Origin of the sequence: Hafnia sp. CBA7124, assembly GCF_002355555.1 — a bacterium.
GTDB classification, from domain to species: Bacteria; Pseudomonadota; Gammaproteobacteria; order Enterobacterales; family Enterobacteriaceae; genus Hafnia; species Hafnia alvei.
This window is the reverse complement of the sequence record NZ_AP017469.1, coordinates 794,706-814,736: the sequence shown is the minus strand read 5'-3', so window position 1 is coordinate 814,736 and position 20,031 is coordinate 794,706. Positions and strand designations below refer to the sequence as shown.

Sequence of the window (20,031 nt, the reverse complement as noted above, 5' to 3'; positions counted from 1 at the left end):
TCTAAACGCCATCTATTTTTTAGGAGGCGTGCCAAGAAGCACCCACCTCCCCACCGTTAAATATGGGCGGAACCCCACCCAATGACCAATGCTATTCCTTATATAATAAGTATAAACAGCTACTTAATTCCCATCGCATTACGCATGGTAAAGAACAGATCGGTTTGATCGGTCAAGCCAACCACGTTACCCGCATGTGGCCCATAGGCTGCGACACGAAGCTGAGTTCCCGTATGTTCCTGTGAGTCACCTTCAGAATTGCCGTAGCTAATCGCCATCACCGCACCATCTTTGGTCGTTAACGCCTGAGTCAGCCCCGGCGCTTTACTATCGGGTGCAATAATCTGGCTGGAATGGGCATGGTCTGCGGTCACAATCACCAAGGTATTGCCCTCTTTGCGCGCAAATTCTAATGCTTTTTGTACCGCTTCATCTAAGTCAACGGTCTCACCGAATTGCCCACAGGGATTAGCAGCATGATCTTGTTTATCGATCGACGCCCCTTCTACCTGCAAGAAGAAACCTTTTGGATTTTTATCTAACAACGAAATCGCTTTTTCTGTCATCTGCGCCAGCGTCGGCGTAGAAGCGCTGCGTTCAGGATTAACGCTACAGGTTACCGGCGCGCCATCCAGATTCCCGTGATAGGTCGCTTTTGGCCCCTGCCAGCGTACCGGCATGTTGCCTTCAGAAAAGAGCCCCAGAACCGGCTTTTGCTGGTCAGCAATGCTCAGTTTGTTTAACTCATCCAGATTCGTGACCACCTGGTAGCCAAGCCCTTCGGCCTGCTGCATCAGCGTTTTGCCTTTCCAATCGCCTGAATTTGCCGTTTCAGAGAAAGTTTTGGCCCCACCGCCCAGCGTCACGTCGGCGCGGGTCTTTAAAAGCTGCTCGGTAATAGAGCCTTCACCGCCATTTTCCAACGCATTCCCTGGGCACAGTTCTAGCGTTTTGCTTGGGCCATAGCATTTCCGTGAGGTTACATGAGATGCCTGTGCCGCAGGCGTGGCATCCTGCAACTCTGCCGTTGAGACGTTGCCCGTGGCTTTTCCCGCTGCTTTCGCCATCTCTAATAGGGTGCGATGAGACTTACCGTTCACGTCTACGCCCAGAGCCCCATTGTAGGTTTTCACTCCGGTGCTCCACGCGGTCGCAGAAGCCGCAGAGTCTGTGACATAGTCTGGTTTATGGCTTTTCTTATCCAAAGAGTAATGCGTGTATTGCCCCGTCAGCGGCAAGGCATCAATTCCTTTAAATTGGCCGCCAGCGCCTTCGGCATAGTTACGCGCAGAGGTAATTTCAGAATCCCCCATACCGTCGCCAATCAGCAAAATGACATTTTTAGCCGTTTTATTACTTAAAGAAGCAATGAGTGCGGTCGTTTGATCCTGCGTCATGCGTCGTGCACCACCAAACTGGGTGATATCCCCTTGGGCTGCTCGCGCCGTTAAATCAGCGACAGCCGGATTAGCGGCCTGCACCGGTGGCATTAACATCATCAGGCTTAACATCGACAACGAAAAAATTTTATTAGAGGCCACTTCACTATCTCCTTGTAAATAAATACTCTGCATATACGCGTCGCGCTTCAAGATGCAGGCAGTATAAGAAGGCTTAGTGAAGGTTTTGTGACGGAGTTGTTCTAGAAATATGACAATGTGGCGTAATCTCGAAATATCGAGGTAAATATATACCCAAAATAATTGGAGTTGGAGTTGGAGTTGCTTCAAGTATGAAGGGTATAGGCCCATATAATCTTGCTAAAGTAGTAGCAGAAATAAAATGAGGATGACGTTCCATCCTCTAAGAACACGTTCCATACATGAAGGATGCTCAGCTATGCAATATCACCGCATTCCACACAGCTCGCTGGAAGTTAGCGAACTGGGCTTAGGAACCATGACGTTCGGGGAACAAAACAGCGAAGCTGATGCCCACGCACAACTCGATCTGGCGATTGCCAGCGGAATTAACCTGATTGATACCGCAGAAATGTATCCGGTGCCGCCTCGCCCAGAAACTCAAGGTCTGACCGAGTCCTATATTGGCAGTTGGCTAGCCAAACGAGGCAACCGTGAGAAAATTGTGCTGGCGACGAAAATCACCGGGCCTGTGCGCAACAACGACAGCGGTATTCGTCCTGAACAAGCTCTCGATCGTAAAAATATACGCGCCGCGCTGGATGCCAGCTTAAAGCGGCTCAATACCGATTATGTCGATCTTTACCAACTGCATTGGCCTCAGCGGCCAACCAACTGTTTCGGTCAGCTGGGTTACCGCTATACCGAACAGAAGCCCGCAGTCACGATCTTAGAAACCTTAGAAGCACTGTCTGAGCAAGTTCGTGCAGGTAAAATTCGCTATATCGGGGTTTCTAATGAAACGCCTTGGGGCGTCATGCGTTACCTACAGCTGGCAGAAAAACACGATCTGCCGCGTATCGTTTCCATCCAAAACCCCTACAGTTTGCTCAATCGCAGCTTTGAAGTGGGATTAGCGGAAATCAGCCAATATGAAGGCGTTGAGCTGCTGGCCTATTCTTGCTTAGGCTTCGGCACCTTAAGCGGAAAATACCTCAACGGGGCAAAACCCGCCACGGCGCGTAACACCCTGTTTAGCCGTTTCACTCGCTACACCAGCAAGCAAACCGAAGGTGCCGTTGCTGAATATGTGGCACTAGCGAAAAAACATGGGTTAGATCCCGCGCAGATGGCATTGGCGTTTGTGCGTCAGCAGCCATTTGTGTCCAGCACTTTGCTGGGCGCAACCACGCTGGAACAGTTGAAGAGTAATATTGAAAGCAGAAATTTGGTGCTCAACGAAGATGTGCTGAAGGCTATTGATGAGATTCATAGCCGCTTTACTTATCCGGCACCATAAGTGCTAAAACGGCCCTCCCTTTACCGGGAGGGCACTTAAAACCATTTAAATTTTGCGTTTTCTACGCACCACGTCCCATCCCCAGACGCCCGCGATTGCCAAGGCAAAGACCACGCCGAAGCCCACACCGATCCCCACCACAGGGACACCGATTTTCACCACCAGCGAATACAACCCTAGCATCAGCAGCATGGCGGTGTTTTCACCTAGATTCTGTACCGCGATAGCATTACCCGCGCCTACGCTGTGCCTTCCACGCTCTTGCAGCAACGCATTTAGCGGCACCACAAAGAAGCCGCCGCAAATCCCCACCAGCACTAACAGGGCATAAGAAACCGATGGGCTGCTTTGCATTGCAAACCACGCCACCACAACGCCAATCAAAACGCCCACAGGCAGACAGCGTTTCACCGTGCTAAGCGTAACAAGTTTCGCCGCAGCCGCTGCGCCAATCACAATCCCGACCGCCACCATCGCGTTCAGCAAGGTTGGTGTGGTGTTATCCGTGATATTCAGCACCACTGGCACCCACAGCACGAGCAGGAAACGCAGCGTAACACCGGCTCCCCAAAATAGGCTGGTGCCAATCAGCGAAAAACGTGCTTCCTGATTATTCCATAACACCCGACACGCATTGCCGAAAATCGACACCATACGGGCAGGATTCCATGACTGCGCGGGATGCGCCGCTTTTAGTTTCGGTATGAACCAATTAGCCGCCACCGCTGCGCCATAAACCAATACGCATAGTGCCAATGCCGCGATCACATTGAGATCCGCCATCATACCGCCCGCCACCGATCCAATCAGGATCGCCGCGATCGTGGAGGCCTCCATCAATCCGTTGGCTTTCACCAACTGATCGCCGCTGGTGATCTCGCCGAGAATACCGTATTTCGCCGGAGAGTAAGCCGCTGCGCCAATGCCCACGAGGGTATATCCCAAGAACGGATTAAAACCAAAACAGATAACCAGCGCCCCCAGCAGTTTCAGCGCATTGGCGACCATCATGACTCGGCCTTTGGAGAAACTGTCGGCAAACTGCCCCACGAACGGGGCAAGAATGATATAGGTCGCCACAAACGCCATCTGTAAAACCGGCTGGCTCCAATCGGGATAGAGCTGCTGTTTGATCACCGCAAGCGTGGCAAACAACAACGCATTATCACCAAACGCCGAGAAAAACTGCGCCAGGATCACCGCCTTCATGCTGCGGTTTAACAGCGGCGCTGTCGGACTTACTGCATCACTCATGCTGTTTCTCCGGTTGCGGTCTCTTTGTTTTCGGCCATTTGGCGTAGGGTAACGAAATCAATTTTCCCGCTCCCTAACACCGGCAATGGTTTAAGGAAACGAATATCGCGTGGCACGGCAAGCTCTGGTACACCGCTTTCACGCGCCTGTTTTAACAAGCGATCACGGCTTAATTCAGCATCGGTCGTAAACAACACCAGCGCTTCGCCTTTACTGCTGTCACTACGCGACGACGCTGCATGTTCATGATCGGGAGACACTTTTAAGGCCAGCTGCTCCACGCTTTCCAGCGATACCATTTCGCCCGCTAACTTCGCAAAACGCTTAACGCGCCCGCGGATAACGCAATAGCCTCTATCGTCTAACGTGACCACATCACCGGTGTCATACCAGCCCGCTTCCATCACGCCGTCAGCATTTTCCGCCTGTGGAACTTCCAGCACGCCAGGATTCTCGACTCGCAGATAGCCTTTCATGATATTTGGCCCGCGTAGCTGTAAACGCCCGCCTTGCTCTATGCCAGTAATCTTCATTAAGCGCGCTTCCATCGATGGCAAAATTCGGCCAACGCTGCCGACCTTCGTCGACATTGGTACGTTAATCGCCACCACTGGCGCACATTCGGTCACGCCATAGCCTTCCAGAATACGAATGCCAAATTTGTCCTGCCAAACCTGCGCCGTATGTGGCGATAGTTTCTCAGCGCCAGCCACCACGTAACGCAAGCGAGCAAAATCATAAGGATGAGCAAAACGCGCGTAGTTCCCCAAGAAGGTTGAGGTACCAAACAGCACGGTACAGTTACGATCGTAGACCAGTTCCGGCACTACGCGATAATGCAAAGGACTTGGATAGAGGAAAACGCGGCTGCCGGTCATCAACGGCGTGAACAAGCCAACGGTCAAACCAAAGGCATGGAACAGCGGTAAGGCCGACATAAAACGGTCCGCAGGCGTAAAATCAGCCACGGTACGAATTTGCTCAACGTTAGCCATCAGGCTAGCGTGGGAATGCACCACGCCTTTTGGATAACCTTCAGAGCCTGAGGTAAACAGGATCAGCGCGGCATCATCCGGCTTTTGGGGAAGCATCGCGCGTTCAGGCCGCAGCAAATGTTTGATAATCCAAATTTTATCATCGCGCGTTACGGTATCTTTCAGATCTTCCAGATAGACCCAGTTAGCCTCGGTCACCTGCTCGGGCAAATGCGTCAGCTTGCCTTTTTCTAAAAACTGGCGCGACGTCACGATGGTTTTGATGTTAGCAGCCAACATGGCATTCTTCACGCCGTTAACGCCCGCGGTGTAGTTCAACAATGCGGGAACGCGGTTACGCATGGTGGCACCAATAATCGCGGCGGCGGTAATCGTTGCGTTCGGCAACAACATCCCCACGTGCTCACCTTCCGTGGTGAATCGCTCGAGAATACGGCTTACCCCTAGTGATTTTTTTAATAGCGTACGGTAGCTATCTTCTTTAAAAGAGATGTCTTCGATAATCGGTTTGGAAGCGCCGTAACGGGTCATTGCCGCCAGCAGCCCCTGATATAAAGTATGCTGCGGCTGAGAATCCATCCGCGCCTTCATCATGATATCATGCAGATGCTCACCGGCTAACAAACGACGGTCGCGCGCACGCGGTGCTTCGGGCATGGCCAAATGCGTTGGCGGCAAAATATGAATACTGATCTGAGGGAACCAGCGGATTTTAAACAGCCCGCGTAGGCGACCAAACGGCGTAAACTCTGCGCCTTCAATTCGAACGGGAATAATCGCCGCACCTGATCGCGCCGCCACAAACGCGGCACCATCATAAATCTTCATCATCGAGCCGGTCACGGTGATACGTCCCTCAGGGAAAATCACCACCGGACGTCCCTGCTCAACCAAACGGATCAGATGTTTAATCGCCATCGGCTTAGTAGGATCGAGCGCCACAATATCCACATACTTGCTGATAAAACGCATGTACCGGCTATCAGCAATCGAGCTATAAACGGCAAATACAGGCCTAATGGGCAAATAAAGCGCCATTAAAACGCCGTCTAAAAATGAGACATGATTGGGCGTTATGAGCAATTTTTCATGCTTGAAAGAGTGCTCAAGACCGGTAATTTTTATGCGGAATATCAAGCGAAACAAAGCGTGGAAAAAACGGAAAATCATGACATCTCCCTATGTTCAAAGGTTATACGCAATAAATATCACGCATATTTTCGTTGAGCATACTAAAGCCCTGATATTTTTTCAGGAAACAGATAAGAAATAATCATATTTTAAGAGTATGTAACGCACGATAAGAAGTTACGGCAGGATTGAGGCAAAAAAAAACCTACGCATCCGCGTAGGTCGGTGTAATTTATTGGCTCAGTAGCAAATGCACTGAAAAACCCACCAATCAATACCTCTGGGACGGCTAATGTAGAAGACATTCGGCTGCATCACTATGCATTTATCGCAAGATAACCATTCAAAATGCAACGATATGTAAAATACCTTTCAAACCCGAAACACCTCAGGGAAATACAGGGAAAAGTGGAGAACGCTGCCAACACAGCAGCAGATCCAAATACGCCAAACTTCCCCAAAGAATTTGGAGTTGCGGCAAGGCGGCAAGAGAGTGAAGCCCGATGAGCTTACATAAGTAAGTGATTCGGGTGAACGAACGCTGCCAACACAGCAGCAGCTCCAAATACGCAGGGGAAACAAAAAAAAACCTACGCATCCGCGTAGGTCGGTGTAAACATTGGCTTCAGTCACAAATGTACTGAAATCGCACCAATCAATACCTCTGGGACATTTAGGTTAAAACGTCGTTCCATTCGCTACCAGCTGGGAATCGCAACATTCGTGAGCAAAATGTAACTAGCGGTGTTATTTCTGTCGTTCTGAGACATATCCCTAGAAACCGATATCGCACGGGACTTGCGGCGGCGGGGGTTTTCCGCAACACTGGCGTGTAACCGCTTCCCCACACTGTATTTTTGGATAATCCCATGGCTACCATAAAGGATGTTGCCAAACTCGCGGGTGTTTCCGTAGCCACGGTTTCTCGCGTTATCAATAATTCACCTAAAGCCAGCGACAGCTCACGCAATGCCGTGATATCTGCCATGGAACAGTTGCAATATCATCCCAATGCCAATGCCCGCGCGCTGGCTCAGCAATCGACTGAAACGATTGGCTTAATTGTATCTGACGTTTCTGACCCCTTTTTTGGCGCGATGGTCAAAGCGGTTGAGCAGGTCGCCTATGCCACCGGTAACTTTTTATTGATTGGTAACGGTTACCACAACGCCGATAAAGAACGTCAGGCGATTGAGCAATTGATCCGACATCGCTGTGCGGCGCTGGTGGTTCACGCCAAGATGATCCCAGACGAAGAGCTGGCGCATCTCATGAAGCAAATTCCGGGAATGGTATTGATCAACCGTACATTACCGGGATTCGAAACGCGCTGTGTGGCTCTGGATGACCGTTACGGTGCTTGGCTCGCTACGCGTCACTTGATCCAGCAAGGGCACAAAAACATCGCCTGCATCTGTTCAAACCACCCTATCTCCGATGCGCACGATCGCCTACAGGGATATTTAGACGCATTGCACGAACATCATATTCCGGTTGACGACAGGCTGATCGCCTACGGTTCACCGGATGAAATCGGTGGCGAACAGGCGATGACTGAGCTGCTTGGCCACGGAAAAGCCGTGACTGCAGTGACCTGCTATAACGATCCTATGGCGGCTGGCGCGCTATCCGTGCTAAGCGACAACAGCATCGACGTTCCAGGGCAAATTTCGTTAATAGGGTTTGATGACGTGCTGATATCACGCTATCTACGTCCACGTTTAACCACGATCCGTTATCCCGTGGTCGCCATGGCGACGCAGGCAGCAGAACTGGCGCTGGCATTATCAACATCATCGCCGCTGCCAGAAACCACGAATATGTTCAGCCCCACGCTAGTATGTCGTCACTCGGTCTCTACACCGCGTTCGGTATGATAGACTCAAGGTTTTGCGAATAATGCAGAGAACGTATTCATGATTACCATGCTGGATGTATCGCGACAGGCTGGCGTCTCCAAGGCCACTGTTTCCCGAGTATTAAATAATACCGGTCAGGTTAAAGAGAGCACCCGTATTGCGGTATTTAAAGCGGTCGAAGAGTTGGGCTATCGCCCCAATCTACTGGCGCAAGCATTGGCGAATCAGACCTCCAATACCATTGGTTTAGTCATCTCTAACTTTGATGGCCCCTACTTTGGCCGACTGCTGCGCCAAGCTGCCCAGCTTATTGAAGCCAGCGGTAAACACATGATTGTTACCGATGGTCACGACACACCTGAAGGCGAACTTGAAGCCGTTCGTCTACTGATTGATCGTCGTTGCGATGCCATCATTCTCTATACGCGTTTTATGGAAGAGCCTGCGCTTATGCAGTTAATCAGTCAGCACCCCGCGCTGATGGTGATTAACCGCAACCTTCCTCAGGCTCGCGAGCGTTGTGTGGTTTTCGAACAACAGCAAGCCGCCAGCGAAGTCGTTAACTATCTGATTGCTGGCGGCCATCACGATATCGCCTGTATCACGGCCCCCATCAATACCCCAACGGGGCAGTCACGCTTAGCAGGCTATCGAGAAGCTTTAGAGCAAAACCACATCGCCTATCGTGATAATTTTGTTGCCTTTAGCGATAGCAGCATCGCAGGCGGATACCACGCCTGCCGCGAGCTTCTCGAAAAGAACCCATCCTTTACCGCCCTTTTCGCCTGCAATGATGATATGGCGATCGGTGCTCTGCGTGCACTCCATCAGGCGGGGAAACGCGTTCCTGATGATGTTTCTCTGTTTGGGTTTGATGACGAACCTAGTGCGGAATATTTACAGCCATCGCTTTCCACGGTGTATTTACCTATCGATAAAATGATTTCCACCGCGATTGAGCAAGCGCTGCGCTTGAGCAATGGCGAAATCGTTGAGCCGGTAGAACCGTTTGTGGGAGAGTTGAAGGTGAGGGAGTCGGTCATTAACCGCAAATAACGTGTACTACCCCCTCCCAACCTCCCCCTTCGCAGGGGGAGGGGTCGATCGAGATTCTTACAGACACCACTGAACAGTTCCCTCCCCTGCCAAGGGGAAAATATCCCAACCCAACCTCCCCCTTCACAGGGGAAGGGGTCGATCGAGATTCTTACAGACACCACTGAACAGTTCCCTCCCCTGCCAAGGGGAGGGTTAGGGTGGGGTCATTACCCAAAGATACCGAATCGATAGTAGAGTAAGCCCTTCGACACTAATGTCGAACCCTCCTCCAAGTGTCGACAGCGACACACTTCCGACACACAAAAATCGCAATAGAACACTTCACATCAAATTGAAAAATAACAATTAAATTTGAAATAAAGCCTACTGGCACGTTTTGTGCTTAACAAGGAGGAATTTTACTTTTTGTAGTCTGAACCAGAGGACTGAACATGAACCGCTTTGTTATTGCGGATCCCCGATTATGTATCGGGTGCAACACCTGTATGGCCGCGTGCTCTGAAGAGCATAAGACTTATGGCCTGCAGACTGAGCCGCGTCTGGTGGTGGTTAAAGACAATCACGATTCTGTGCCTGTTATGTGCCATCACTGTGAAGACGCGCCATGCGCACAGGTTTGCCCGGTCAATGCGATTACCCATACCGACGACGCCATTCAGCTGAATGAAAGCCTATGCGTGAGCTGCAAGCTGTGCGGTATTGCCTGCCCATTCGGTGCTATCACCATGAACGGCAGCAAGCCTTTGCACATTCCAGCCAACAGCAATACGCCAAAAGCCTTGCCCGCACCGCCAAACAAGCGCGGCATCAGCCCATTCTTAGATTGGTATCCCGGTATTCGTAGCATCGCAGTGAAATGCGATTTATGTCAGTTCAGCGAACAAGGGCCTGCCTGCGTTCGTGCCTGCCCTACTCACGCCATCATGCTAGTTGATGATAACCAACTGTCTCAGGCGAGCGCGGCCAAACGCCAAAACGCGATGGACGCAATGGATGCCGATTTGATGATGTTTAGCTCATTCTCAGAGGGGTCCGACGCACAATGAATACCGTTGAATTATTGAGTTTCGCGCTCAGCATTTATCTCATTTCAGCCATTCTGGCGTTGCTATTAGGTGCAACAGGTTCAGGCTGGATTGGCGCTCGCGTTGCAGCGCTAGGTGCATTGGTCGCGGGCGTTGCAGGAACCTGGAGTGCTTGCCAAGGGCTGGCGTTTACGCCTGAAATCGTTAGCGCTAACCTGTTTAATCACACGCCGGTGCTGTTCAGCACGCTCAACAGCCTCATGCTGCTGCTGACCTCAGCGGTGAGCCTGCTGTGCGGCATTTATGCGTTTAGCTATCTCAAGGGTTATGCCCCGAAGAAAGCCGCACTGATTGGTTGCTTAATGAACCTGTTGAGCGCGGCTATCAGCCTGTTAGTGCTAACCGATAACGCCGTTATGTTTGTTGCACTGTTAGAACTGATGACGCTGTTCACCGCGTTGCTGGTGTGGCAGTCGCAGGATGCCAAAGCGCGTAAGGCAGCAAGCTTATATTGGCTGATGTCGCGTTTAGGCACTGTGCTTATCATTGCCGCATTTTGGATTATTTACTGTCATAGCGGCACCTTGGCGTTAAGCGAATTCCATCTGGCAAGCCTGAGCCGTGGCTTAGCTTCATGGGTCTTTGTGCTGGGCTTACTGGGCTTTGGCATCGTTTCTGGTTTAGTACCGCTTCACGGTTGGATCCCACAGGTTCACTCTAGCGCACCAAGCCATGCCGCTACGCTGATTTCTTCCGTGATGCTGAAAGTCGGTCTGTTTGGTTTGCTGAAACTGAGCATCGACTGGCTGGGCATGCCGCAGCTGTGGTGGGGCGCCGCATTGATGATCGTCGGTGCGTTAACCGCTTTTATCGGTGGTTTGTACGCGCTGATGGAGCACGATATCAAGCGCCTGTTGGCTTATCACACCGTAGAAAACATCGGCATTATTCTGCTGGGTCTTTCCGCCTGTGTGCTCGGCTTAGCGCTGGGTAAACCTACGTTGGCGGTACTCGGTTTGATGGCTGGCCTGTTCCATATGGTTAACCACACGTTGTTTAAAGGCGTGCTGTTCCTCGGTGCCGGAGCGGTTATCCGCAGCACAGGCGCGAAAGATATCGAGAAACTGGGCGGCGTTGCTCGCCGTATGCCGTTAACCGCAACGGCGATGTTAATTGGTCTGATGTCGATGGCGGCACTTCCCCCGCTTAATGGCTTCGTCAGCGAATGGTTTACCTACCAATCCCTATTCTCGCTGAGCCACTCTTCTGCGGTGAGCATGCGAATTATCGCTCCGCTGGTAATGGTAGTTCTGGCCATCACCGGTGCACTCGCCGTGATGTGCGTAGCGAAAATCTTCGGCGTAACGTTCCTAGGCGCACCACGCAGTGAAGGTGCAGCCAATGCTGGCTGCGCACCCGCTTCCATGCTTTTCTCTCCGGTATTGCTAGCGATTGGCTGTTTGGCATTTGGTATCGGCGCACCTTGGGTTCTGCCATATATGCTGCAAATGGCGGCAGGCTCTCTGGGCTTGATGCTCGATCCGCATCAAATGACACAGGGCGCGGTGATGATTTCTGGCACCACCAATACCACTCTGCTTTCAACACCGATGATCGCCATTTTGATGCTGGCCTTCCCGATTCTGCCAATGCTGCTCGTGGGTATGTACAAAAACTCACGCCTGCCACGCCGTAGCCACGGTGATGCATGGGCCTGTGGTTATGGGCACGAAGCGGAAATGGTGGTTACGGCAACCGGCTTCGCTCAGCCTTTGCGCGTGATGTTTGCTCCGATCTATCGCCTACGTAAAGTTTGCAACCCCGCGCCTGTGTTCGGTGGTCTGCTGCGTGACGGTGCAATGCGCGTTTATCCAGCGTTAGCGGTGATTGAACTCGCCCTGCTGCTAGTGGCGATTTTCGCCTGAGGAGAATGACATGAGTTCGCTTTCTATCCTTGCGCTGGCGTTGATTCAGGCTTTAGCCCTGTTGGCGCTGGCTCCGTTATTTAGCGGAATTTCCCGCGTGCTGCGTGCCAAAATTCACAGCCGCAGCGGCCCTGATATTTTTCAGGATTACCGCGATATTTTTAAACTGTTTAGACGACAAAATATTTCTCCAGCGGCTTCAGGCGTGTTCTTCCAGATGATGCCTTATGTGATGGTTGGCACCATGCTCACCATCGCGACGGCCCTGCCGATTGTCACCGTCATCAGTCCGCTATCACCGATTGGTGATTTGATTACCGTGGTGTATCTGTTTGCCGTTGCGCGTTTCTTCTTTGCGATTGCAGGCTTAGACACCGGAAGCACCTTCACCGGTATCGGCGCTAGCCGTGAATCCATGCTGGGCATCTTAGTTGAACCGATTCTCATGCTAGGCCTTTGGGTTGCCGCGCTATTAGCAGGTTCAACGAATCTGGGCGTGATGAGTTTCCACGTACTGAACTGGGACGTGAATTCCTCACTGGCTCTGGTACTGGCACTTCTGGCCTGTGCATTTGCCACCTTTATCGAAATGGGCAAACTGCCCTTCGATATGGCCGAAGCCGAACAAGAATTGCAGGAAGGTCCGTTGACCGAATATTCCGGTTCGGCGTTTGCCGTGCTGAAATTAGGCATCAGCCTTAAGCAGTTAGTTGTTCTGCAACTCTTCATCGGCGTTTTTGTCCCTTGGGGTCAAATGGCCACTTTCAGCGCGGGTGCTTTGGTTCTGGCGATCGTGGTTGCCTTTATCAAACTGCTGGTTGGGATTGCCCTTATCGCCCTGTTTGAAAACAGCGTTGCCCGTTTGCGCTTCCTGAAAACGTCTTACACCACTTGGGCCGGTTTCGGTCTGGCGGTAATGGCGTTCTTATCATGGTTAATTGCGTGAGGCCGGTTATGACAACCTTCACTCACCTACTCACTATTTCACCCTCTCAGCTTACGGGGCATCACGGTTTATGAATCAGCAAAAAACAGGTCAACATTACATTCAGGAACTGCGTCAGCAGTTCCCTTCAGCGATTCTGGACGAAAGCTGGCAGACAGACACTCAGGCAACCATCACCATTAAAACCAATATGTTGCCGGAAGTGGTTGAGTTTCTGTATTACAAACAAGGCGGTTGGTTATCGGTTCTGTTCGGCAATGACGAACGTCCACTGTGCGGCAGCTATGCGGTGTACTACGTGCTCTCCATGGAAACCGGCACCAAATGTTGGATCACCGTAAAAGCGCTGGTCGATGAAAGAACGCTAGAGTTCCCGTCTGTTACCCCTCGCGTACCGGCTGCCGTTTGGGGCGAACGCGAAGTGCGTGATATGTACGGTTTAATCCCCGTTGGATTACCTGATGAGCGCCGTCTGGTGCTGCCAGATGATTGGCCAGATGAGCTGTATCCGCTGCGCAAAGACTCGATGGACTATCGTCAGCGTCCGGCGCCAACCACTGACGTTGAAACCTATCCGTTCATCAACGAAAGCAAAAGTGGTAAAATTGTCCCTATCGGGCCACTGCACATCACCTCTGACGAACCGGGTCATTTCCGCTTGTTCGTTGACGGTGAAGATATCGTAGATGCCGATTATCGTCTTTTCTACGTCCATCGCGGCATGGAAAAGCTGGCCGAAACCCGCATGGGTTATAACGAAGTGACCTTCCTATCTGACCGTGTTTGCGGCATCTGTGGCTTTGCACACAGCACCGCGTACACCTCTTCAGTAGAAAACGCGATGGGCATTCAGGTTCCTGAGCGTGCACAGGCTATTCGTTCTATTCTGCTGGAAGTCGAACGTTTACACAGCCATCTGCTGAACCTCGGTTTATCGTGCCACTTCGTCGGCTTTGACTCTGGCTTTATGCAGTTCTTCCGCGTACGTGAAAAATCCATGAAAATGGCTGAAATCCTCACCGGCGCGCGTAAAACCTACGGTCTGAATCTGATCGGCGGCATCCGCCGCGATCTGCTGAAAGACGACATGATCCAAACCCGCAAGCTGGCCGCTGAAATGCGTGCCGAAGTGAAAACGCTGGTTGATATCCTGTTCAGCACGCCAAATATGGAACAGCGCACCGTCGGCGTGGGTCGTTTAGATCCACAAATCGCACGCGATTTCAGCAACGTCGGTCCAATGATCCGCGCCAGCGGTCATGCCCGTGATACCCGCGTGGATCACCCATTTGCGGGTTACGATCTGCTGCCAATGGAAATCCACACGGAAACCGGCTGCGACGTGATTTCTCGCGTCAAAGTTCGCGTGAATGAAGTCTTCACCGCGCTGAATATGATCGACTTCGGTTTAGATAATTTGCCGGGCGGCCCGCTGGCCGTTGAAGGCTTCACCTATATTCCAAACCGTTTCGCACTGGGCTTCTCTGAAGCGCCACGCGGCGATGATATTCACTGGTCGATGACCGGTGATAACCAGAAACTCTACCGCTGGCGCTGTCGTGCGGCCACCTACTCTAACTGGCCAACGCTGCGCTACATGCTGCGAGGCAACACGGTATCCGATGCACCATTAATCATCGGTAGCCTTGACCCTTGCTACTCCTGTACCGACCGCGTAACGCTGGTCGACGTGCGTAAACGCAAGTCCGTTACCGTACCGTACAAAGAAATCGAGCGCTATGGTCTGGAACGCAAAGACTCACCGCTGAAGTAAGGTCAGGAGAATACCCATGCTGAAATTATTAAAAACGGCGTTTAAGCATCGCAATGCGACGGTGGCTTATCCTGCCAAGCCAATGCAGGTTGATCCGAACTTTCGCGGTAAGCCTGAATACAATCCAGAGCAGTGCATCGCCTGTGGCGCATGCACGGCCGCTTGTCCGGCCAATGCGTTAACCATGGAAACCGATGCGCGTGAAGGTACGCGCACTTGGGCATTACATCTTGGCCGCTGCATTTTCTGCGCACGCTGTGAAGAAGTGTGCCCAACCGCGGCGATCAAGCTGTCACAAGAGTTTGAAATGGCGGTATGGAACAAAAGCGATCTGTTCCAAACCGCAGAGTTCAAAGTCTGCAACTGCGTGGAATGTGGCGCACCTTACGCGGCACAAAAAGAGATCGACTATGCCATGGCATTACTGATTCAGGCGGGCAATTTAACGGAAGAGCAGGCCGAAGAGCGCCGCTCGCAGTTTGAAACCTGCCCCAACTGTAAACGTAAAAACAACATTACCCACTCAGCGCGTATCACGCTGGGACGTCACCTGACACAGGAGGCGGCACAATGAGCCAAATCATTACTCAACAGCCAGCCAACGGCTCACCGATTATCGGACCACGCGACGCCAACGGTTTACCAGTACCTATCACCGTCGATGAGCAGATTGCGAAACTCAAAAGCACGCTGCTGAAAGATATTCGTCGCTCAGCCTACGTTTACCGCGTGGACTGCGGCGGTTGTAACGGCTGCGAAATCGAAATCTTCTCTGCGCTAACGCCGTTATTTGATACCGAACGCTTTGGGATCAAAGTCGTTCCGTCTCCGCGTCATGCTGACATTCTGCTGTTTACCGGTGCGGTGACCCGTTCAATGCGTATTCCTGCGATCCGTGCGTATGAATCCGCACCGGATCCAAAAATCGTGATCTCCTACGGCGCCTGCGGTTGCAGCGGTGGGATCTTCCACGATTTATACTGCGTTTGGGGCGGCACGGACAAAATTGTGCCGGTGGACGTTTACATTCCTGGTTGCCCACCAACTCCTGCTGCCACCATTTATGGTTTTGCCATGGCGCTGGGTTTGCTCGATCAAAAACTGAAAGGCGAACACCACCAGCAAGCTGAAGATGAGCAGGCCGCTATCTTGCATCCGGCGATCCCACAACAGCTACGCGTTATGATCGATCGTGAAGCACGCCGTATGTCCGGTTATCGCTATGGCCGCCAGATCGCCGATAAATTTATGGATCTTCTTGCCCAGCAAAACGATCTCACCGTTGAAGCACGCGTGGCGCAGTTTTTAGCACACGAAAATGATCCTCGCCTAACCGAGATCATCTCTCGCCTACAGGCGGTGTGCCATGATGCTGCTCGCGGAGGCAATTTCTAATGACTGACCACGCCCGTAATCAGCCTTATCACGAACAAGATCCGATGGTGGTGTTCTACTCCCTGAGCCGTAAGTTCGTGCAAAAAAAGGAAGATGAGGACAGAACTCCGCAGGAAGCGAAAGAAGTTATCTATTACAGCCTCGCGATTGGCCATCACCTCGGGGTGATCGACTGCCTGAAAACCTGTTTGGAATGTCCGCTGACGGGGTATCGGGCGTGGGTAGCCAAGCTGCCGGAAGAAAGTACGGCACGCCGCAAACTGGAAGGGCTTCCTCGCTATGGCGAAATCTGTATCGACAGTACGCACACGCATTTGCTGGCCTGCGCTTTAGATAAAGCGCGTCCGCAGATGAATGAGCAAGAACAGACATGGACAGACGCACTGATCGCTGCGCTGCAGATGATCGAAAATGAACCCGCAATCTATCTGATGGTGAAAAGACGCGATGGCTAGTTTTTTAGAAGAGAGTGCTCACCCCGTTAAGAATTTATTGTTATGCGTTGGCAACAGCATGATGGGTGACGATGGCGCTGGGCCGTTGTTAGCCGAAAAGGTCACCGACCATCCGATAGCCGGTTGGGCCGTCATCGACGGAGGCACGTCGCCGGAAAGCTACTCCCACGCGATCCGCGAGATGAAACCAGAGCGTTTGATCATCGTTGATGCCACCGAAATGGGATTAGAACCCGGCGAAATCCGCATCATCGATGAAAAAGATATTGCCGAGCTGTTTATCGTCACCACCCATAATCTGCCGCTGAGCTATTTGATCGAGCAACTGCGTGAAGATGTACCGGATATCACCTTTGTGGGTATTCAGCCCGCCATCGTCGCGTTTTATGCCCCGATGATGCAACCGGTGAAAGACGCCGTCGAAACAGTCTATCAGCGTCTGAATAACTGGGGCGATCAGGGCGGATTTGAACTGCTGGTGGCCTACGAGGATGAGTTTGGGGTGAGTAGCCAGAGCTGATTTTCATTTCCACAAATTCCCTCCCTTTCCTGAACACTTCACGTGATCTGCCCTCCCCCGCCAAGGGGGAGACTGGGAGGGAGTATCTCACTTCGACAAAACTGTCGAACTCGTCACCGCTTTGATGATGTCGATCAGCACTCACCTCCCTCCTGAGCCCTTATAGTTCAACGTATTAGCCATCACCCGCAAGGGGTACAAAACTGGCACAGTACATGCATATAAAAAGATGAATAAACATTAAATAACGCTCGGCTTGCTGAGCGGTATGTATACGAGCCGGATTGTGTCCCTTCCGGCCGCATAAAATAGGAGCAATGTTGATGAAGAAAGTCATCACGGTCTGCCCTTATTGCGCATCAGGTTGCAAAATCAATCTGGTGGTCGATAACGGTAGAATCATTCGCGCTGAGGGTGCGAATGGCGTGACGAACCAAGGCGAGCTGTGCCTGAAAGGGTATTACGGCTGGGATTTTATCCACGATACTAAAATCCTGACTCCGCGCTTGAAGTCACCAATGATCCGCCGTGAACGCGGTGGAAAGCTAGAAAACGTCTCATGGGAAGAAGCGATTGAATTCGCAAGCTCCCGCCTGCTGGCTGTAAAAGAAAAATACGGCCCAGATGCCATCATGACCACCGGTTCTTCCCGCGGTCCTGGTAATGAAACTAACTATGTGATGCAAAAATTTGCTCGCGCAACCATCGGTACTAACAATATCGACTGTTGCGCGCGCGTCTGACACGGCCCTTCGGTTGCAGGTCTGCAGCGATCGGTCGGTAACGGCGCCATGAGTAACTCAATCGTTGAGATTGAAGATACCCAATGCATTTTTGTCTTCGGTTATAACGCCGCAGACTCCCACCCTATCGTGGCTCGCCGTATTATTAAGGCGAAAGCGAAAGGGGCTAAAATTATTGTTTGCGACCCGCGTTTCATCGAAACCGCGCGCATCGCCGACATTCATGTTCCGCTTAAAAACGGTTCTAACATCGCATTGCTGAATGCGCTGGCTCACGTCATCATTGAAGAAAATCTTCACGACCGTGAATTCATCCAACAGCATACCGAAGAGTTTGAAACCTTCCGCGTTCTGGTCTTGCCGTATACGCCAGAATCTGTTGAAGAAATCACCGGTATCAGTGCGCAGATGATCCGTGAAACCGCACGCATGTATGCCAAGGCACCAACGGCAACCATTCTGTGGGGCATGGGCGTTACCCAGTTCTATCAGGGTGTCGAAACCGTTCGTACGCTTACCAGCCTGGCGCTGCTGACCGGCAACTTAGGTAAAGCACACGTGGGCGTAGGTCCTGTTCGTGGTCAAAACAACGTTCAGGGCGCTTGTGATATGGGTGCGCTGCCAAATACTTATCCGGGCTATCAGTATGTCACTGATGAAGCCGCCCGTGAGAAGTTTGCCAAGGCGTGGGGCGTTCCTTCCCTGCCAGCCCATATCGGCCATGCGCTGAGCGAAGTGCCGCATAACATCGACCACGGTCTGATCAAAGCGCACTACGTCATGGGTGAAGATCCCTTACAGACCGAGCCGGATCTGGCGACGATCCGTCGTACCTTTGAGAAGCTGGATATTCTGATCGTTCAGGATATCTTCATGACCAAAACCGCCGCCATTGCAGACGTCGTATTCCCTGCAACGTCGTGGGGTGAGCATGAAGGTGTTTACACCGCAGCCGACCGCGGTTTCCAGCGATTCTACAAAGCCGTAGAGCCTGTGGGTGATGTTAAACGCGACTGGGAGATCATTAGCCTGATGTCCACCGCGATGGGTTACCCAATGCACTACAACAACACGCAGGAAATCTGGGACGAACTTCGCGAGCTGTGCCCGATCTACTACGGCGCGACCTATGAAAAAATGGCCGATCTGGCCTACATTCAATGGCCATGCCCAACGCTCGAAAGCCCAGGAACGTCTTACCTGTATGAAGGCGGTAATTTCGATACCCCTAACGGTAAGGGTCAGTTCTATACCTGTGAATGGCGTCCGCCGATTGATAAAGTCAGCGACGAATTCCCAATGGTATTGGCGACCGTGCGTGAAGTTGGCCACTACAGCTGCCGCTCGATGACCGGTAACTGTAAGGCACTGGCTGCACTGGCAGACGAACCAGGCTTTATCCAAATCAATACTGAAGATGCCGCACGCTTTGGCATTCGCGATCAGGAACTGGTTTGGGTTCGTTCACGTCAGGGTAAAGTCATTACCCGCGCCAACGTGAGCAACCGTCCAAACAAAGGTGCGGTCTATATGACGTATCAATGGTGGATCGGTGCCTGTAACGAACTGGTTGCTGAAAACCTGAGTCCAATTACCAAAACGCCAGAGTACAAATACTGTGCCGTTGCGGTAGATGCCATTAAGGATCAGGAAGACGCCGAGCAGTACGTCGTTCGCGAATACGACAATATCAAACGTCGTCTGCGAGAAACCGCGGAAGGTTAGAGGCAGGTCGTTAAATATAAATGCCCCGTATTGTTTTCAGCAATGCGGGGCATTTTTATCATCTTGGATTCTCATTTTAAGAACGCTAACGTCCATGAGTTCAGAGACCTAAAGTCGTAATCCCACCTTTTTATCAAATCAACACGTCCATTATCACCGCCAAGATCAACGAGTGAGATCTCCATTCCAACGATAATGTTGCCAATGTCGTGTCGCGCAAATTATTCGACACTTATGTCGAATCCCCCTGTCGAGCGGGCAATTCAGCGTGCAATTTTTAGCTTTCAAAAAATAAGATTAGAAAGCAACCCACTAATTTAAAACAAAAAAACACCCATAGAAATA

Annotated in this window: 15 protein-coding genes; 12 read left to right on the top strand and 3 right to left on the bottom strand. The window is 51.6% G+C overall.

All coding sequences use genetic code 11. The features are described from left to right. Positions 1-119 precede the first annotated feature (119 nt). Positions 120-1,511: an alkaline phosphatase gene (phoA, locus tag CPY98_RS03805; RefSeq protein WP_038502664.1), complete on the bottom strand. Its 1,392-nt coding sequence runs from the start codon at positions 1,509-1,511 to the stop codon at positions 120-122. A 328-nt stretch (positions 1,512-1,839) separates the two neighbouring features. On the opposite strand from phoA, the gene CPY98_RS03800 reads away from it, so the two are divergent. Beyond that, complete coding sequence (locus CPY98_RS03800; RefSeq protein WP_025801569.1) at positions 1,840-2,880, top strand: NADP(H)-dependent aldo-keto reductase; 1,041 nt, start codon at positions 1,840-1,842, stop codon at positions 2,878-2,880. 45 nt (positions 2,881-2,925) lie between these two features. Here CPY98_RS03800 and lplT read toward each other — a convergent pair whose 3' ends face one another. Both lplT and aas read right to left on the bottom strand, forming a co-directional pair. Continuing rightward, a complete protein-coding gene (gene lplT, locus CPY98_RS03795) occupies positions 2,926-4,134 on the bottom strand; it encodes a lysophospholipid transporter LplT (protein ID WP_096386425.1) in 1,209 nt (402 codons plus the stop codon). Further along, positions 4,131-6,299 carry a bifunctional acyl-ACP--phospholipid O-acyltransferase/long-chain-fatty-acid--ACP ligase gene (gene aas, locus CPY98_RS03790; RefSeq protein ID WP_096386422.1) on the bottom strand — a complete coding sequence of 723 codons (2,169 nt, stop codon included), beginning with the start codon at positions 6,297-6,299 and terminating at the stop codon, positions 4,131-4,133. Before aas ends, lplT begins: the two co-directional genes overlap by 4 nt. 830 nt (positions 6,300-7,129) lie before the next feature. Here aas and galR point away from each other — a divergent pair. From galR to fdhF, 11 genes are all read left to right on the top strand, one after another. Beyond that, positions 7,130-8,137, top strand: coding sequence for an HTH-type transcriptional regulator GalR (gene galR, locus CPY98_RS03780; RefSeq protein WP_096386417.1), 1,008 nt, complete (start codon positions 7,130-7,132; stop codon positions 8,135-8,137). Positions 8,138-8,176: 39 nt separating this feature from the next. Next, complete coding sequence (locus tag CPY98_RS03775; protein WP_096386415.1) at positions 8,177-9,175, top strand: LacI family DNA-binding transcriptional regulator; 999 nt, start codon at positions 8,177-8,179, stop codon at positions 9,173-9,175. Between the two features lie 434 nt (positions 9,176-9,609). Continuing rightward, positions 9,610-10,224 carry a 4Fe-4S dicluster domain-containing protein gene (locus CPY98_RS03770; RefSeq protein ID WP_025801574.1) on the top strand — a complete coding sequence of 205 codons (615 nt, stop codon included), beginning with the start codon at positions 9,610-9,612 and terminating at the stop codon, positions 10,222-10,224. Continuing rightward, positions 10,221-12,128, top strand: a complete 1,908-nt coding sequence (locus CPY98_RS03765) for a proton-conducting transporter membrane subunit (RefSeq protein ID WP_096386413.1) — start codon at positions 10,221-10,223, stop codon at positions 12,126-12,128. The genes CPY98_RS03770 and CPY98_RS03765 overlap by 4 nt, the downstream gene beginning before the upstream one ends. Positions 12,129-12,138: 10 nt before the next feature. Continuing rightward, a complete protein-coding gene (locus CPY98_RS03760; RefSeq protein WP_096386411.1) occupies positions 12,139-13,074 on the top strand; it encodes a respiratory chain complex I subunit 1 family protein in 936 nt (311 codons plus the stop codon). Positions 13,075-13,144: 70 nt separating this feature from the next. Next, positions 13,145-14,848, top strand: a complete 1,704-nt coding sequence (locus CPY98_RS03755; RefSeq protein WP_025801577.1) for an NADH-quinone oxidoreductase subunit C — start codon at positions 13,145-13,147, stop codon at positions 14,846-14,848. Between the two features lie 16 nt (positions 14,849-14,864). Further along, positions 14,865-15,422 (top strand): formate hydrogenlyase complex iron-sulfur subunit, encoded by a 558-nt coding sequence (locus CPY98_RS03750; RefSeq protein WP_046359308.1) that lies wholly within the window; start codon positions 14,865-14,867, stop codon positions 15,420-15,422. Beyond that, positions 15,419-16,243: an NADH-quinone oxidoreductase subunit B family protein gene (locus CPY98_RS03745; RefSeq protein WP_025801579.1), complete on the top strand. Its 825-nt coding sequence runs from the start codon at positions 15,419-15,421 to the stop codon at positions 16,241-16,243. Before CPY98_RS03750 ends, CPY98_RS03745 begins: the two co-directional genes overlap by 4 nt. Next, entirely contained in the window at positions 16,243-16,698 is a 456-nt protein-coding gene (locus CPY98_RS03740; RefSeq protein ID WP_025801580.1) for a formate hydrogenlyase maturation HycH family protein, read from the top strand. The genes CPY98_RS03745 and CPY98_RS03740 overlap by 1 nt, the downstream gene beginning before the upstream one ends. Then, complete coding sequence (gene hycI, locus CPY98_RS03735; protein WP_040046735.1) at positions 16,691-17,218, top strand: hydrogenase maturation peptidase HycI; 528 nt, start codon at positions 16,691-16,693, stop codon at positions 17,216-17,218. The genes CPY98_RS03740 and hycI overlap by 8 nt, the downstream gene beginning before the upstream one ends. Positions 17,219-17,541: 323 nt before the next feature. Next, complete coding sequence (fdhF, locus tag CPY98_RS03730) at positions 17,542-19,686, top strand: formate dehydrogenase subunit alpha (protein WP_096386408.1); 2,145 nt, start codon at positions 17,542-17,544, stop codon at positions 19,684-19,686. Positions 19,687-20,031: the final 345 nt, after the last annotated feature.

Excerpts from the sequence above, each read along its gene's own strand:
- CPY98_RS03770 (WP_025801574.1), top strand. The coding sequence starts at position 9,610 with ATGAACCGCTTTGTTATTGCGGATCCCCGATTATGTATCGGGTGCAAC.
- lplT (WP_096386425.1), bottom strand. The coding sequence starts at position 4,134 with ATGAGTGATGCAGTAAGTCCGACAGCGCCGCTGTTAAACCGCAGCATG.
- CPY98_RS03800 (WP_025801569.1), top strand. The coding sequence starts at position 1,840 with ATGCAATATCACCGCATTCCACACAGCTCGCTGGAAGTTAGCGAACTG.
- CPY98_RS03775 (WP_096386415.1), top strand. The coding sequence starts at position 8,177 with ATGATTACCATGCTGGATGTATCGCGACAGGCTGGCGTCTCCAAGGCC.
- CPY98_RS03750 (WP_046359308.1), top strand. The coding sequence starts at position 14,865 with ATGCTGAAATTATTAAAAACGGCGTTTAAGCATCGCAATGCGACGGTG.
- CPY98_RS03745 (WP_025801579.1), top strand. The coding sequence starts at position 15,419 with ATGAGCCAAATCATTACTCAACAGCCAGCCAACGGCTCACCGATTATC.
- CPY98_RS03740 (WP_025801580.1), top strand. The coding sequence starts at position 16,243 with ATGACTGACCACGCCCGTAATCAGCCTTATCACGAACAAGATCCGATG.
- hycI (WP_040046735.1), top strand. The coding sequence starts at position 16,691 with ATGGCTAGTTTTTTAGAAGAGAGTGCTCACCCCGTTAAGAATTTATTG.
- phoA (WP_038502664.1), bottom strand. The coding sequence starts at position 1,511 with ATGTTAAGCCTGATGATGTTAATGCCACCGGTGCAGGCCGCTAATCCG.
- CPY98_RS03755 (WP_025801577.1), top strand. The coding sequence starts at position 13,145 with ATGAATCAGCAAAAAACAGGTCAACATTACATTCAGGAACTGCGTCAG.
- CPY98_RS03765 (WP_096386413.1), top strand. The coding sequence starts at position 10,221 with ATGAATACCGTTGAATTATTGAGTTTCGCGCTCAGCATTTATCTCATT.
- galR (WP_096386417.1), top strand. The coding sequence starts at position 7,130 with ATGGCTACCATAAAGGATGTTGCCAAACTCGCGGGTGTTTCCGTAGCC.
- aas (WP_096386422.1), bottom strand. The coding sequence starts at position 6,299 with ATGATTTTCCGTTTTTTCCACGCTTTGTTTCGCTTGATATTCCGCATA.
- CPY98_RS03760 (WP_096386411.1), top strand. The coding sequence starts at position 12,139 with ATGAGTTCGCTTTCTATCCTTGCGCTGGCGTTGATTCAGGCTTTAGCC.